Raw genomic sequence first — 16268 nt, 5'->3', positions numbered from 1 at the left:
TACAAAATCGGAGGCTAATTACCGATAAGGAAAAGGGAAGCACAGGCTCAACAAAACAGGCTGGATTCCGGCCTGTTTTTTCATGTGAAATTTTCGATTACAAAATTGTAAATTATCCCATTTACCCCCTGGTAGCTTTGACATCAAGATACGACAAGGCAGGAGAATGAAATGATGAGTATAATAAAAAAGCTGCAAGAACGGGTTAGCGCGACGGGATTATACGTTTTTCTCATATGTATGGCAGGCTTAGGCATCCTCTTGTATACGAATCATTGGTCCTTTATGCACTATTCGCCTACAGAGTGGGTCACGATCTACTCCCTGCTGGGAGCAGTTCTGATTTTGGAGCATTTTACCTTCCAGCTGCCGCCAGCCAGTAACAAGCAGTCGATGGATTCCTCTGTGTATCTCGCTTGTATTTTTGTACATGGCACTGAAATCGCTATTCTCATTTTATTGTTCAATGTACTCATTGCCGCAATACGGTATAGAGAACTGTCCTGGTGGAAGCATGCCGCCAATTTTTCCATCTATGCGCTTTCTATTTTCCTGTCTTCTGCCGTCTTTGAGCTTAGCGGCGGAACGCAGGGAGGCTTGAACGATGAGCATTTTACTGCCTACCTGCTGGCACTGTTCTGCTACTTTGCGGTGAATACCGTTACACTGGGTCTCTACTTTTATATTGCTTACAAAGGCTCTCTCAATGAGCTAAAAAAGGCTTTTCTCGCTGAATCCCTGCTTGTTTACTTATGCACACTCATCCTGTCTCTCGTACTGACCACACTGATTTACCACAACGGTATTTTGGGGCTTCTGCTGTTCCTTGCACTAAGTATGCTTCTATCCCACGCGTTCAAGCAGTTGTTTACGATGTATCGGGAAATTGAAGAAAAAGCCAACATGGACCGCAGAACAGGGCTGTACAATCACAGTTATTTTGAAAATGTACTCGAAACCGAGCTGAATATAGCCAGATCCCAGAATACTCCCCTCAGCCTTGCCCTGATTGATATTGATGATTTCAAAAAGTACAACGATCACTTCGGTCACCTGAAAGGCGATCAGCTGTTAGGATTCCTCGGAGAGATTCTCAAAAAGGAAACTTCCGGCTCCAATATTATCGTCTCCCGCTATGGCGGAGAAGAATTCACGCTGCTTATGCCTGACCATACCGCGGAGCAAGCCTACGAAACGGTCAATGCCATCCGAAAAAGGCTGAATGATTCCCGCTACGAGGGCGTGGAAATTTTCCCACACGGCTGCTTGTCCTTCTCCGCAGGCATTGCACAAAGCCGCATCGACATCTACGACAAATCACAGCTGGTCGATCTGGCAGATAAAGCACTGTACTACGCCAAGAAGCAGGGAAAAAATATCGTTCACACACATGGCAGTTTAAATGAATTGGAACGTGAAGTCGATCTGGGACAGGATATTCGTGATATTGAACAGCAGCTTAATCTGTTTTTGTACAAGGATATTAATACCTTCAAGCATTCCAAACGGGTATTCAGATATGCAGCAGATATGAGCGAGGTGCTTCAGCTCGGCCCGGAGGATAAACGGCGGTTTATATTGGGTGCTCTCATTCATGACATTGGCAAGCTGGAAATTCCGTGGAATATTCTCAATAAAAAAGAAAAGCTGTCCTGTGAGGAATGGACGATGGTGCAAGCACATGTCATGTGGGGCAAACGAATTATCGAGGCCAACGAACGATTCGCAGATCTGGTTCCTTTTGTGGAGCTACATCATGAACGCTATGACGGGGGAGGCTATCCATTCGGCTTCAAGGGCGAGCAAATTCCACGGCTGTGCCGGATGCTGACGATTATTGACTCCTTCGATGCCATGACCACTGAGCGTCCCTACCAACCCACCAAAACGTTTGAGGAAGCGATTGAGGAACTGCGTGCCTGCTCTGGCAGCCAATTCGATCCGGAGCTAACGGCTATTTTTATCCACCATGTCCGGCATAAGCAGCCTGCTTTCATGGATTCTATAGAAGCAGACCACTAATTCCACATAAGGTTGCCCATCACCCCTACCGTTGTTAAAATCGTCCAGATTTCAACAACGGTAGGGGTGTTCATATTATTTCAAATTTCATATAAATGTCATAATTCGCTCCATCTATTTCCGCCACATGCACTATGATTAGAGATATGAATTTAGGCTTGACCGTATGAGATGTCGTACTTTAGGACATCCTCGCTTCAAGTAATCGAGAGAAGGTGAATCCACGGGCATGTTGCACCTGTCCAGACCAGCCCGCGCGGCTTGTCTTCTGCTGCTGTGTCTACCGTTACTTTTACTGTTTCCTCACTTATCATGGGCCCATGCATTTATCGTTGAATCCAGTCCGACCGAAAATCAGGTTTTGGACAAGCCGCCTTCACAGGTAAAAATCACCTTCAATGAGAATTTGCAATCCGCTTTTATGTCGATGAAAGTGACCGATGAAACAGGAAAACGGGTCGATACAGGAAAAGCGCAGCTCAATCCGGAACATGAAAACACGATGGAAATCAAGCTGACTCCGGGGATGAAAAATGGAATTTATACCGTCAATTGGAGAGCCTTATCGGCGGACGGACATCCGATCAACGGAGTGATTCCATTCCAGGTCGGCAACGGCTCCAATGCGTATACGGACCCCGCTGCCGCCACGTCCGAAGGCTCGGGAGCATCGCGGCTTGACCTAATTGCTACCCGCTGGTTGCTGTATATAGGATTGTCGTTGCTTTTGGGAGCGCTCTGTTTTCGGCTGCTCATCCTGCCAGAAACGGATCAAAGCAAGGACACAAGTGAGCGGCAGAAACATGATCAACAGACAGGCATCACGTTACCACACTGGTCCGCACTGCTATGGAGCGGCTACGGCATCACGTCTGTCGCCATCCTGATCAGTCTGCCGCTTCAGGCATCCTGGGATGCCGGGGTTTCTATCGGGCAGGGCTTTTCGTTCCCGATTCTTGGAGAAGCCCTCCAGTTCACGGGGGCGGGACAAATCTGGTTTATCCAGATGATTCTCGTACTGGTACTGAGCGTAGCGCTGATTTACGCGCTGGATCACAGCATTTCTAACCGCCAGCGCCGTCTCTGGGGCTACGGCTCCGTCGTCCTGACGCTAGGCCTCATGCTGTCCAAGGCCTTTATAGGCCATCCGGCGGCGGCTACCCATCCGGCTCCAGCCATCGCAGCGGACTTCGTCCATCTGGCCGCGGCAGCCTTCTGGATCGGCTCACTTGCCGTCATGGCGTTGTGCCTGCCTGCTGCCGTTCCAGAACTGCCCGTGTCCGAGCGGACAGCTTTGCGGCAAGCGGCCTTGCGCCGCTTTGCCGGCTGGGGCATTGCCACGGTGGCGGCGCTGCTCGCCACCGGCATTTATGGAGCCGTGCTGTACGTCCCGGCTCCATCCCTGCTGCTGAACACGTCCTACGGACTCGTTCTGCTTGGAAAAACAGCGCTGCTGCTGGTCATGCTGGCCTTCGCGGCCAGCCAATTTCGCAGCGCACGGCAAGCGGCGGCAGCCAAGCGTGCCGCCGGGGGCTTGCGCATCGAGCTGTCCATCGGCCTGCTCGTGCTACTGTTGGCGGCGGTGCTCACCCACCTTTCGCCTGGTCAGGCACCTGCGGTACCGTTTGAGGAAACTCGCACCGCTGGCAAATATAACGTCACGCTGGCGGTTAGCCCGAATATCGTGGGCAGCAATGAATTTAAGGTAACCGTGCGGGATGCCAAAGGAGCCACCGTACAGGGAATCCAGCAGGTCACACTGACACTCGTTCCGGACGCCCCTGACAAATCCCGACAGGAATTTGTTCTCCCTGCGCGGCAGCAGCAGCCATTCCTTACTCAAGAGCTGCTGACCGCTGAAGGAACATGGGCTGTACAGGTACATGCTCTGACCGCATCATTGGATGCAGTTGACGCCGAATTTACTCTGCATGTCAGCCCAGTAAAATAACCTAGGACACGTAATTACAAATCTTTCAAACTAAAGGAGCTTTTTATATGAATACAAGGATTCAAATGGTAAAATCGAGATTTTCCAGGCTTGCGACCTCCATGGGTCTGATTGCAGCAGGTGCTTTACTTTTTGCGGGTATGGCCAGTGCCCACGTGACGGTCAAGCCTTCCGTTTCACAGCCTAACGCTTGGGAGACGTACACGTTGAAAGTACCTGTAGAGAAAAACATTCCAACAACCAAAGTGGCTTTAAAAATCCCGAAAGAGGTCGTTTTCAAACAGTACGAGCCTGTACCAGACTGGAAGGTAGCAACCGAGAAAGACAGCTCCGGCAAAGTAACCACCGTTACCTGGACGACCGACGAAGATGGCATTCAAGCGGGTCAATACATGCGTTTCAGCTTCGTAGCACAAAATGCAGACCGGAATACTGAAGCCGCATGGAACGCTTTCCAATATTACAGTGACGGAAGTATCGTGGAATGGACAGGCGATGAAGGAAGCAACAATCCGCATTCCATTACAAAAATCACGGCAGATGCCACCTCCGAAGCTTCGGCACCTTCCGCAGATCATGGGCATGATTCGGCTGGTGCAGCCGCAGGCCATGCAAGCACAGACACGGCTAAGGATAGCAGCAGCCCGGCACCCGCTTCGAACAATGCTACCGAAGCCGCACCTGCCGCTGCTGCCCCTGCCAGCTCTGCCGTACAAACGACAGCACTCGTTCTGTCGGTCATTGCAGTCGTGCTTGGTGCAGCAGCCGTCGGTATTGCGCTCAAGCGCCGCAGGTAATTTTTAATTACGAATATATATAGAAGTTAGTTATATGAATGTATGAATTATATGAGTGGTAAAAAATAAAAAGCAGGCACCTGTATTAAGGGTACCTGCTTTTGTTCTATTCCTTATTAAGCTTGCAATATTTATGCAGCAATTAAGCATCGTCCCTAGATTTTTTTTTATTTTTCATTTTCCTCATCAAAGATTTTTAATTCAAAGTCGATTACTCCTAAGTAATCGACTTTTTTGTATTTTGCATAGAATTCGAAACTGTATGTACGAACTTAACATTCACCTATCTATCGTTTTTTTTGGTAAAATGGTAGAAACCTCACGATTCTAACATGATAGCTTTGTAATCTATGATGCATAGGAGAGTATAGGATGAAAATCGTAAATAAGGCTCTGTTATCCAGCGCCATCTTTCTGAGCGCCGCCGCAGGCATCTATAGCCCGTCTGCACAGGCAGAAGCGGGGCAGGTCAGCATTGTGCTGGACGGATATCCGTTACCGTTCCCCGTACAGCCCGCAATGATGAACGGCACGACCATGGTCCCTTTTCGTGCTATTTCTGAGGCTCTTGGCATTACGGTGAAATGGGATCAAGCCAGCCAAAGCATTACCGCTACAAAATCACAAGGCTCTGCAACCAAGCAGGTGGTGCTGAAAATGAGCAGCCGCAATGCGACAGTCGACGGGCAAACGGTGCTACTAACAGCCGCACCCCAAACCGTGCGTGGCAGCACAATGATTCCGTTAGGCTTCTTCGGGCAGCAGTTTGGAGCCACAGTCAACTGGAATCAGGGAACGCGGACTGTATCCATTACATCGCCGCGTGAGCCTATGTATACAGTGGGATTTTATGCGCTATCTTCCTTCGACCAAAAATCCAAAATACCGGATTTTAACGCGGTAGCCTTCGGCTGGAGCCGAATTGATGCGAACGGACAATTTACGACCAGCGGCAAGGAATACAAATGGCCTCAAGCAGCCGACACCGTGACACCAGAGTCCATTGTACAGGAGGCAGACAGTCAGGGGACTTCCCCTTACCTGATGGTCTATTCTGGAGACGGCAATCACGAGCTGACCAAAGTTTTGGAAAATGCACAGCTTCAGGAGCAAACTATTTCCCAAATCGTTAGCACCGCCACTGACAAGCAATTCAAGGGCATCACGCTGGATCTCGAGGGGCTGGGCTGGAGCGGAGATAAAGCCAAGGCGCGTTCAGACTACAACGCCTTCATCCAAAAGCTGTCCGCCAAAGCGCATCAGGCCGGACTCAAGCTCACTGTCGTCCTGCACCCGCTGAACAGCTCTTACTCAGGTTACGACTACAAGACACTGGGTAATCTGGCGGACGATTTGATCATTATGGCCTATGATTACGGACAAAAGGCAACGCCTGAGCCACTCGATAAAGTGGACGAAGCCATTCGACTGGCTTTGAAGGAAACTTTGCGGGACAAGCTGATTTTGGGGATCTCTATGGGTAGCGAAAAAGACAGCACCATCAACGCCAAGATCGGTTTGGCCAAACGCTATGACCTGAAAGGCATCGCCATCTGGCGGCTGGGCATCATCGGAGAAACCGCCTGGACGAAGATGAACGAATCTATCGAGTTCAAATAAGTAAACCTCACAATAACGTCTCGCTCTTATTCCGCCCGCTAATGAATTTCATGCATCTTCCATGCGAAGCTCATGAGATCATCAACGGGCTTTCCTCATTTTTCACTTCAACAAGAAGGCTCCCCACACTTGGAATTTGCCGCCACAGGCTCGCAGGTCTGTTGCCCATAGAAGATACCCCATTCTCTCATAAAATCCAGCAACGGCCTCAACGTATCCCCCAACGGAGTAAGCGAGTATTCCACACGCGGCGGATTCTCGTTATAGATTTCACGGTGTACGATACCGTCACGTTCTAGCTCACGCAGTTGCAAGGTCAGCATACGCTGCGTAATATTGGGCAAGGTCCGTCGAATTTCGTTATACCGGCGCGGTCCCGTGGTCAAATGATATAAAATGACTCCCTTCCATTTTCCGCCTATAACCCCTACCGTTTTCGCTACCGGACATCCAAAGTTCACGCTGACTGTATTTTCCATCTCTTGCGTCATGGTTTCCCCTTCTTTCTACCGATTGTAGACCCGAAATCTCAGACTTATGACAAGGAACAAATATGTGCGTACTTGTTCCTGCGAAAAACTTTTTATATGATGACTATACATTCGATATCAGCTCTCATTATAGTAGCAGAAAATAAATGGAGCACCAACTTAACCCAAAACGGAAGGAGTACACTTCATGTCCAATACATCAGCTAAAAAACAGGAGATTCTGGATGCCTTTCTGTTCAGACATGCCACCAAGGAATTCGATCCTGATCGCATCATACCGGAGGAAGATTTTCAATTTATTCTCGAAACCGGACGACTTTCCCCAAGCTCTGTCGGTTTTGAGCCGTGGCGATTTGTGGTCGTACAAAATCAGGCATTGAGAGAAAAGCTGGCTGCGGTTTCAAGCGGGGGCCAAAAACAGATCCCTGCTGCCAGCCATGTTGTCCTGATTTTGGCACGCAAGGATGTTCGTTATGATTCCCCGTATGTGGAGTACATGTATAAAGAGATTAAAGGGATGTCCGAGGAAGACTTTGCCTCACTGCCGGGCCGATATAAAATCTTTCAGGGTGAAAATCAACGCCTGCTGGAAAACGAACGTACGTTATTCGACTGGGCTTCCAAGCAAACCTATATCGCCTTGGGCAATATGATGACGGCGGCGGCTCAGATCGGCATTGATTCCTGCCCGATTGAGGGATTTAACTACGATCAGGTGCATGCCATTTTGGAGGAAGAAGGACTGTTGGAGAACGGACTGCTGGATATTTCGGTCATCGCTGCCTTTGGTTATCGGGCCCTTGAACCCAAGCGGGAAAAATCCAGACTGCCGCTGGAACAGATCACACGCTGGATTCTGTAACTAATTATCCCCCTATTAGACAATGACACTGGAACATAACAAAATAACAAACAGGCGGGCTTGCGGCATTTCATCTTAATCATGAATATGCCACAGCCCGCCTGTTTCATGTGATCATAATGATTCGTTAAAATTTTTTCTATTTCGATACTTTGTTTATATCTGGAGCTAAGTTATCATATATAATGGTATGTATCCGATTAAAAAGGAGTAGACTATTTGTGGGGAGATCAGATAAATTCACAAGAATTATTCTTCTAGATGATGAAGAGCTGGCTTTAGATTATATGAAGCGTCTATTTAGTAAAATTGAAAACATACATATAGTAGGTTCATTTATGAATCCACTGGCAGCAAAAGAGCAAATTCTTCTCGAAAATATAGATGTAGCTTTTCTCGATGTAAGCCTGCCTGAAATGAACGGCATTGAGCTAGCAAAGCAAATTCAGGTTGAAAAACCTCGTCTCCATATTGTATTCGTAACGGCCTACAATGAATATGCCATTCAGGCCTTCGAAATTAATGCACTGGATTATTTGATCAAACCAGTCACCACAGATCGCCTCATTAAGACCCTAAACCGTATTCTGGAACGTGATGGTCACCCTGCGCTCCAGCCTTCCATTGGTCCTCCTCTCCGGTTACAAGTCTTCAGGGAAGTCGCGGTTGAATTAACAGATCAGCAGTTAACGGCTATACAGTGGCGAACAAAAAAATCACAGGAGTTGTTTCTATACCTGCTTCTGCACCATGACCAGTTGGTTCGAAAATCAGCACTGATTGAATTGCTCTGGTCGGAGCATGATGAGGAGAAGGCTTACTCTCTTTTATATACTGCTGCTTATTACCTCAGAAAAGCTATGGGCCCATATAAGGACTATTTAAAAATTGATAATACCAGCGGCGGATATATTCTGAATACGACAAACATACTACTGGATAAAGAGGAATGGGAGGACAGCCTGACGTCTGCTCCGCCGATTAGCCAGGAAACGATTGATGACTATACCAAAATAATGAAGCTATACAGAGGCGATTATTTACAAGAATACGATTATTGGTGGGCTGAAAGCGAACGTCAAAGACTTCAAAAAATGTGGATAGCCACCTCATTAAAAATGGGAGAATGGTATAACAAAAACGCTCAGCCTGACAAGGCTATCTCTCTTTATGAGGATATCTGTAACCGACACCCTCAAGCAGAGGATGCGTATTGGGGTTTGATGAAAATATATGCGGATATGAAAAAGGATACCTTGGTTAGCCAGTGGTATGATTTATTATTATCCGTTCTATGGGAAGAACTACATGTGAAGCCAAATGAACAGATCACCGATTGGTATAATCGATGGAAAATGGCGCATGTCTAGTTGCGTGCGTCAACTAACAAGCTGCAACCTATATATGATACGGATATCATGCAGAAGCGTGCTTTTTCCAGCCGATCCTGCATGATATCCGTACTTGACAAAAGCCGTCAGTCTTCTTTTTTCTTCTCGCGGGGAATATGAAAGCTGACGGTTGTTCCTTGATCGGGATGGCTGCTGATATGCAGTCCGTCACCGTACATTTGCTTTAGGCGCCGATCTGTATTTAGCAAACCGACTCCTCCTTCTTCTTTATTCTGATAGGTCAGTATATTGTCCAGCTTCTCCTGATCCATGCCCACTCCATCATCTGAGATTGCTATTTCTGTACCCTTCGCATGATCCGTGATACGAATACGCAATGTCCCTCCACGGATACGCTTCAGAATGCCGTGTCTAACGGCATTTTCCGCAAGTGGCTGGATCGAAAGGGGCGGGAGATGCAGGCTCAACTCTTCATCCACTTCCCAGACGATATTCAATCGGTTTCCAAAGCGCTCCTTCTCGATATACAGATAGGATCGAAGGAGTGCCAGCTCATATTCCAGTGAAACGACACGATCCAGGTTTCGGGAATTGAAGCTCCCTCTTAGGTATTTTCCAAATTCCTCGATCAGAACGATCATTCTTGCTCCATCCGTCTCACTCAACGAAACGATCGTATTCAAGGTATTAAACAAAAAGTGCGGCCTGATTTGTGCCTGTAGCCATGCGGCCTCCATACGAAGTCGTTCACTTGCGGATCTCTTCACTTGCGCTCGCTGCATACTCCATATAAGCCCCCTCATCCCCCGGTATCTCACCGACTACAGGGGAATGATCCAGAGGAAGAGTGAACCCTCAAGGTTCCCCCGTGCAGCTCAATGAGCTGCTTGCTGATGCTTAGCCCCAGTCCCAGCCCGTCTCCAATCACCGTCAAGTGTGTCGTTCCCTGTTCATAGGGCTGGAATATTCTCTGCTGCGTCTCCTCATCCATGCCAACTCCCGTGTCCCGAACGTGGATATGGGCCATCCCGTCCCGAATATCTGCTTGAATCGAGATCATTCCTGCATTCGTATACTTGACCGCATTATGGAGAAGGTTGAAGAAGATTTGCACCAGCCGATTCTCATCCGCCAGCACATTGGGGAAATGATCTGGAATCGAGATAACCATTTCCAACGATTTACCATCTGTCATGAACCGGAGCATGTCCAGTACACCGGAAGCTACCCCTTGGGGCTTCAAACTTCGTTTTTCCAGGCGAATATCCCGTTCTCGCAGGCGCGTTACGTCAAGCAAATCATTAAGCAGCAGAGACATCCGCCGACCCACGGTGATGAGCAGCTGCATGTTGCTCCTGTTCCGTTCATCCAGGGTATGGGTCTGATTTATCCAGCACAGACTGCGCTATATTGATCATTCCGTGCAGAGGATTTCGCAATTCATGTGAGGTATTCGCCAGAAAATCATTCTTAACCTGATCAGCTCGCTGCAATCTGTCCGACAAACTTCTCAGTTCGGTGTTCGTTTGGAAGAAGTGTTGAACCAGTATGAGGCGAAGCCCAGGAAGGACAGCACGACATCCCAAGGGTAGTATGGAAGATAATTCCACCATATCATTTTGAAAACGCCCCACAATATGCTGGACCCGGCGCTTATGGTAGCTAGCAATAGAAATATGGCGTCTTTTTGACCTCTGAATATCTTAAGAAAGGCAAACAAGGGAATGATGACACCAAACGTACTTCCCTGAAACACCATTATCAACATTAGATAAGAACGGATTTCCTGTGAAGGTATAAATAAAATCAGGATGGCAAAAAGACACTGTCCCACGAAAACAGTCTGAACAATTCTGGACCTGCCCAATAGTAACTGCACAACCCTGAGTATGCATATATGGCTGCCCATATAGGAAAGCAAATGTATTTTAAGTGAAAGCGAAACACGCTCAGTAACAGCTTGTCATCGTTCATCATGATGGTTAAAACGGTACACACCACGATACCTGAAAAATAAAAAATAGAATAGCAGCTTTTTACGAGACGCCATAAAAAAGATGGCACCCGCATACATTCCATGGAGCAGCAGAATACGGAGAGAAACTTCCTGTATGCTGTTCAGGATGATCAGCCACCTGGCCCTCGCTATTTATTAACCGCCCGTTTACAAACAGGTTGGATGCGGTGTAAATCGACGGAATTCGAAGCCCGTACAGTGGTGCTTTTTGGGGATCAACCAGGATTAACAGACGATAGCTCCCGAAGCCATATGCAGTAGAATCAGGTGAATGCAAATCAGCATTCCATTTTCCTGGAACACGAATCCACTGCTGCTCCTTCGCTGGTAAGGATTTTAAAAGATCCGGTTTTGATAGATTTCCTGCATAAAATCCCCATTCTCCCTTTAACGGAATAGTCTCACGGCCCTGCAAATCCCAGCCCCGCAAGTCCAATACTCCTTTTTTGGCCTCAGGATACTCCTGTCCTTGATAATAATGAAACCACAGCATACGGAAACCAGTGATCACAAGCACAAATAACAACGTAATCAGGAATATTTTTCGTTTAGTCATCATGTTTTTATACATTCGATCCATTTCTTAAATTTCCTGTACCGTGCTCCACGATCAGAATACCCTTGGAGGCCAGATTATCCAGGCATTCCTGCATATAAGCATCGTCATGCTCCGCATACGCGCCGACAGCTTCCAGTTCCTCGCCAAGCCCTGTCGCCCACGGTTCGCACTGCTTGCCGCGATACAACGGCTGCTCCCATAGCGGATCAACGTTGTAACCGCGACTTTTCATTTCGTCCATGATGAGCTTATGGTAGCGGACGAGCAGCATCGGGTGATAGTCGAACACATAATTAACCGTAGCATGTCGCTTTTCCCACCCGTTCCCACGCAGTGCACAGCACTCGCGGTGTTGCCCCAGCAGTTGCGGCCGCGGCAGCTTGTCGATCAACTCTTCGTGCCAAAGTCTCATGCTTCCACAACCTTATCTGTAGCATTTTCTTCTCTAATGAATCAACCGATCAGCATACGGGCACCTGTCAGGACAATACCGATCAGGAAGCCCGTAACCGCGCCGTTAATACGTATCCACTGCAAGTCCTGCCCCAGCTTGTCCTCCATCAGAGCAATCAGGGAATCGTTATCCATTTTATCTACATTTTCGCGTACCAGATTACCAATCCGACTGTGGTTGGCTTCCACCAGCCCGGTAATGCCTGCCACAATTCTAGAATTGATCTTGTCCAGCAGCTCGGTATTCCCTCTCAAATCAGCCAGCATCCGATCCAGTAGCGGCAAAATATAGGTCGGCACATAGCTGCTATCTTCCATATAGCCCAATAAACGTACGCGCAGCTCTTCCATCTTATGAAGCACCGACGCATCGCCTTCCCAGGTACCCACGAGGTTGTTTTTCCAGCTGTTCAATCCTTCCTGAACCGTATCTTTCGTCGCCAGACGGGTCAACTGTGTTTTCAGACCATCCAGCACGGCCTGACGGCGTGGATGTTCTTCCCTTTGCAGCTCCGCAACCTGATCCAGCAGGAAATGGCGAATCATTTCACCCATGCGCTCTTCGTTCAGATAGCCAAGGAACGCATTCAGGGCGAATTGCATCAGCCCGCTCACTTGCAAACCGCTAATAGCCTGCATTCCCAAGGTACCCAGCGTGTAGCCCGTTTCCGGCTTCAAAAGCCAGGATTCAGCCTGCTCCAGCGAGTAATCCAGCGCGCGGCGGTCATAGCCCTTCTCACTGGTTTGACGGGCAAACGCCTCCAGCAGCGGTCCAGCGTCGAAGTCTGTCACCTGCCGCTTGATCTCGGCCGCAATTACCGGGGCCAGCTCCGCAAGCGGAAGCGACCGGACCAGTCGTTTGGCGAGAACATCTATGGATGCGGCCGCTTCCGGCGTGCGCAAGCCCTTTTCCACACCATCCAGCATCAAATCGGCCAGCCGGATATCGGCAATTTTAGATGCGATACTGTCTTTGTTAAGCAAGTTATTTTCCACCGTACTCACCAAGGTACTCGTTAGCTTGTCCCTATTCTTGGGAAGAAGCGCCGTGTGTGGAATCGGAATGCCCAGCGGGTGACGGAACAATGCGGTGACGGCGAACCAGTCTGCCAGTCCTCCGACAAGTCCTGCCTCGAAAGCACCTGCTAACAACCGAGCCCAGCCATATTGCTGAAAAGGCAACATAGCTGCAAAGCCCGCTCCCAGAATAACGAGCGACCAAGCCGCTGCTGTTTTCGTATTTTTTGGTTTTCCCATCCTATAATCCTCCAAACTGACTGTCGAGTAAGTGAAGCCCTATATCTGTATTACCCATCATATCATTGCCTGTATGAATTCCAAAGCTAACGGCACTCTATTTCCTATTATATTAGAACACACCGGAGCAGAAAATCACGCAAATAAGTGAATACACTCTTTGTGTAATTTTGTACTTTTATGCTGTTATTTATCATATGATTTGCATATATTTACAGTACACTAATCAGCATAAAAAGAGTTCATATATCTCCCTCGTGCACCTACATATTTGTGAACAAAATCACAACATTGGACCCAATCTAATTTTCTTCACGATAAGCCTAATGAACTATTTCGATAGAACAAAGACCCATTTTTTTCAAAACGAAAGGATATGTGCGTTGGAAGGTGGAATGGGCATAGAATACCTTTAGCATCCTGTCCTGGATTTTATTCCAGAATTGAATTGAACCCATGGCATCTCCGAATTTTTTCAACATGATTTAACTTTTTCATATGGATGAATGAGTTAAAAATATGGAGGAAACGAGGCTGTTTTCACCATATTAGTACACCTGAATTCGAATGGAAAATAATTCAAAATATTATTCGCTACATGCATTTATGTGATGTGATAAAATAAATCGTATTAATAGGAAATCATGTGTAAACCACCATTTTATTTGTTAAACAAACAGTGATTAGCTTGATAAATTTGCTCTTTTGTAAAGGAATTGGACATGACAACAGACCAAAAAAACAACGGAAACGGGACCCCTTGGAGCAGCGATCCAGTCGTCATTGCATGTACTCCCTCCGCTTTTGCCAAGCGATCCCTTTTTTATATACAGGAAATAGGCTATTTCAAAAAAACATCTGTTTATGCCATGGAACGGAAGGAACTCACCTCGTTTCTGCTCGTTTTTACGTTATCAGGACAAGGGGAATTACTGTACCGGGAGAAAAAATACATATTGAAGCCTCATGATATGTTTTTCGTTAATTGTGAGGAATTCGTACAGTACAGCACCGCTGGTCATGAAGCATGGGAGTTTATCAGTGTAAATGTGTACGGCAATCTGATCGACAATTTCTACGAACAATTTGCCAAGCACAACAAGCCTGTAATATCACTCAACGATCCATGCACCATATTGGACAAGCTGCATTCCCTGTTATGCGTACAATCTGACAGAACTCTTTCTGCTGAGCTGCTTACATCCAGACTCATTGGTGAGTTGCTGACGTATATTTTGCAGCACCCCTATGATCATCCGTATGTAAACCAGGATACGATCACCGAGATACGCAAGGTTCAGCAATATTTGGATCGATCCTACAGTGAACGAATTACGCTGGATTCGCTGGCAGACATGTTTGAGTTAAACAAATTCAATCTCGCTAAAAACTTCAAGAAACAGATCGGATTTTCTCCTATCGATTATCTCATTAATGTCCGCATCACAGCGGCTCAAGGCTGGCTTAAAACCAGTGACGAATCCATTGTGGATATCGCACGGTTTGTAGGTATTCCCAACACCAGCCATTTTATCAACCTGTTCAAGGAACATGTCGGAGAAACCCCACATTCCTTCCGCAAAAAATGGGGGAATCGAACCAAACTATAAACTCATCTATCAGATGACTTTGTCGAAAAACAGAGAAAATCTAAGATTGTGCTTGCCTAATCAGAAGCCCAACTGATAGAATGATAGATATAGACTGTTCAGGATAAATGGCAAACCTGTCGAAAGGCAGGGACGCAAAGCTACAGGGCCTTCTTTTTAAGATGGCAGCCAGCTACCGGTTGGAGAGGCTTTTTGTCGTGTCTTTTTTTCCTGAAAAACTTTATACGATAATAGCAAACCTGTCGAAAGGCAGGGACGCAAAGCTATAGGGCCTTCTTTTTAAGATGGTAGCCTGGCCGCCGAAAGGAAGTTTTTCTATGAGGAAAATGTCATTTTTTTTAATAATTTTAGTTTTTTTGTTATCCATCCCCCTACATACGACAGCGTTTGCTGCCGAAAGTCAGGCATGGCTGAATCAAAACAACGTAAACCACGGTATTGTTAGTATACGTTATCCTGTCAAGTCCAATGTCAAAACCAAGATCGTAATTACCAAGGATGCGGAGAAATACTCTTATTATCTGAATTCGAGCAAATCTGAGGAAGCATTCGCTCTTCAAATGGGCAATGGCAATTATAACATTCGTTTATTGGAACAGCTAACTGGCAATCAGTATAAAGTGATAGGTGAAGAAACGGTCCAGTTAAATTTGAATGACAGTAAAACCATATACCTCAATTCTATTCAAAATATTGACTGGAGCGATACGAATCAGGCGATTCGGAAAGCCAAGGAATTAACCAAGGGTGCAACGACAGATGATGAAAAGGTGAAACGTATTTACGAGTATGTCATTAGTCATATTAAATACGATTCCAACCAGCCTTTCAACCTATCAACAGACTACCTTCCACAAATTGATCGTACAATAGTTTCGCAAAAAGACATTTGCTATGGATACGCTTCACTGTTCGCCGCCATGCTTCGAAGTGTGGATGTTCCAACGAAGCTGGTTATGGGTGAATCCTCCTATGTGAAAACTTACCACGCCTGGAATGAAGTCAATATCAACAATCAATGGGTTATCATTGACACTACAGTAGATGCCGCTCTAAAAAGCGGAAAACAGAAGTTTGCAATGGCCAAAGAACCCTCCAAATATACAAAAACAAAACAATATTAATTTTTTTTGTAGAAAGCCCTGATCACTGCGATCAGGGCTTTTTTCTATTCTTGTTGAGAAATTGTTGAGATAAGGAAGGTATTGTATATCTAGTCAGTCATTTAAAAACTAAGATGTTGAATATACTATTTCCGGGACAAGAAAGAGGGGGGA

The 16268-nt window shown here is 46.7% G+C and carries 15 protein-coding genes and 2 riboswitches; of the genes, 8 read left to right on the top strand and 7 right to left on the bottom strand.

From position 1 onward, the window contains the following. Positions 1–171 precede the first annotated feature (171 nt). The 4 genes from ABIA61_RS19240 (at position 172) to ABIA61_RS19225 (ending at position 6390) form a co-directional block, all read left to right on the top strand. The gene (locus ABIA61_RS19240) at positions 172–2022 is read left to right on the top strand and encodes a bifunctional diguanylate cyclase/phosphohydrolase (RefSeq protein ID WP_404521534.1); all 1851 of its coding nucleotides are present in this window, start codon (positions 172–174) and stop codon (positions 2020–2022) included. A gap of 229 nt (positions 2023–2251) precedes the next feature. Then, positions 2252–3973, top strand: coding sequence for a copper resistance CopC/CopD family protein (locus tag ABIA61_RS19235; RefSeq protein WP_404581133.1), 1722 nt, complete (start codon positions 2252–2254; stop codon positions 3971–3973). Positions 3974–4020: 47 nt separating this feature from the next. Then, positions 4021–4770, top strand: a complete 750-nt coding sequence (locus tag ABIA61_RS19230) for a YcnI family copper-binding membrane protein (protein WP_404521531.1) — start codon at positions 4021–4023, stop codon at positions 4768–4770. Positions 4771–5142: 372 nt separating this feature from the next. Further along, positions 5143–6390, top strand: coding sequence for a stalk domain-containing protein (locus ABIA61_RS19225; protein ID WP_283654311.1), 1248 nt, complete (start codon positions 5143–5145; stop codon positions 6388–6390). Positions 6391–6497: 107 nt separating this feature from the next. Here the strand turns inward: ABIA61_RS19225 and ABIA61_RS19220 are convergent, their stop codons facing one another. Then, positions 6498–6881, bottom strand: coding sequence for a winged helix-turn-helix transcriptional regulator (locus ABIA61_RS19220; RefSeq protein ID WP_283654310.1), 384 nt, complete (start codon positions 6879–6881; stop codon positions 6498–6500). 187 nt (positions 6882–7068) lie between these two features. On the opposite strand from ABIA61_RS19220, the gene ABIA61_RS19215 reads away from it, so the two are divergent. Then, complete coding sequence (locus ABIA61_RS19215; RefSeq protein ID WP_283654309.1) at positions 7069–7743, top strand: NAD(P)H-dependent oxidoreductase; 675 nt, start codon at positions 7069–7071, stop codon at positions 7741–7743. Between the two features lie 221 nt (positions 7744–7964). Beyond that, on the top strand, positions 7965–9113 hold the full coding sequence (locus tag ABIA61_RS19210; RefSeq protein ID WP_404521528.1) for a response regulator: 1149 nt from the start codon (positions 7965–7967) through the stop codon (positions 9111–9113). A gap of 107 nt (positions 9114–9220) precedes the next feature. On the opposite strand, the gene ABIA61_RS19205 is transcribed toward ABIA61_RS19210, so the two are convergent. The 6 genes from ABIA61_RS19205 to ABIA61_RS19180 all read right to left on the bottom strand — a co-directional run bounded on the left by ABIA61_RS19205 (position 9221) and on the right by ABIA61_RS19180 (position 13381). Continuing rightward, a complete protein-coding gene (locus tag ABIA61_RS19205; protein WP_404521526.1) occupies positions 9221–9877 on the bottom strand; it encodes a sensor histidine kinase in 657 nt (218 codons plus the stop codon). Positions 9878–9909: 32 nt separating this feature from the next. Then, positions 9910–10443 carry a sensor histidine kinase gene (locus ABIA61_RS19200; RefSeq protein ID WP_404581132.1) on the bottom strand — a complete coding sequence of 178 codons (534 nt, stop codon included), beginning with the start codon at positions 10441–10443 and terminating at the stop codon, positions 9910–9912. Positions 10444–10459: 16 nt separating this feature from the next. Continuing rightward, positions 10460–10708, bottom strand: a complete 249-nt coding sequence (locus ABIA61_RS19195; protein ID WP_404581131.1) for a histidine kinase dimerization/phospho-acceptor domain-containing protein — start codon at positions 10706–10708, stop codon at positions 10460–10462. Positions 10709–11131: 423 nt separating this feature from the next. Further along, positions 11132–11692 (bottom strand): hypothetical protein, encoded by a 561-nt coding sequence (locus ABIA61_RS19190; protein ID WP_404581130.1) that lies wholly within the window; start codon positions 11690–11692, stop codon positions 11132–11134. Then, entirely contained in the window at positions 11676–12083 is a 408-nt protein-coding gene (locus tag ABIA61_RS19185) for a TIGR02328 family protein (protein WP_283654302.1), read from the bottom strand. The genes ABIA61_RS19190 and ABIA61_RS19185 overlap by 17 nt, the downstream gene beginning before the upstream one ends. 41 nt (positions 12084–12124) lie before the next feature. After that, positions 12125–13381, bottom strand: coding sequence for a DUF445 domain-containing protein (locus tag ABIA61_RS19180; RefSeq protein ID WP_283654301.1), 1257 nt, complete (start codon positions 13379–13381; stop codon positions 12125–12127). Between the two features lie 722 nt (positions 13382–14103). On the opposite strand from ABIA61_RS19180, the gene ABIA61_RS19175 reads away from it, so the two are divergent. Then, positions 14104–14991, top strand: coding sequence for an AraC family transcriptional regulator (locus ABIA61_RS19175; RefSeq protein WP_283654300.1), 888 nt, complete (start codon positions 14104–14106; stop codon positions 14989–14991). A 99-nt stretch (positions 14992–15090) separates the two neighbouring features. Beyond that, positions 15091–15171: riboswitch (cyclic di-GMP riboswitch) on the top strand. Positions 15172–15213: 42 nt separating this feature from the next. Continuing rightward, a riboswitch (cyclic di-GMP riboswitch) is annotated at positions 15214–15295 on the top strand. 52 nt (positions 15296–15347) lie between these two features. Next, complete coding sequence (locus ABIA61_RS19170) at positions 15348–16115, top strand: transglutaminase family protein (RefSeq protein ID WP_404529715.1); 768 nt, start codon at positions 15348–15350, stop codon at positions 16113–16115. Positions 16116–16268 lie beyond the last annotated feature (153 nt).

Origin of the sequence: Paenibacillus sp. RC21, from assembly GCF_044907935.1 — a bacterium.
In the GTDB taxonomy this organism is placed as follows: Bacteria; Bacillota; Bacilli; order Paenibacillales; family Paenibacillaceae; genus Paenibacillus; species Paenibacillus terrae_A.
This window is presented reverse-complemented; position numbering and strand designations above follow the sequence as displayed.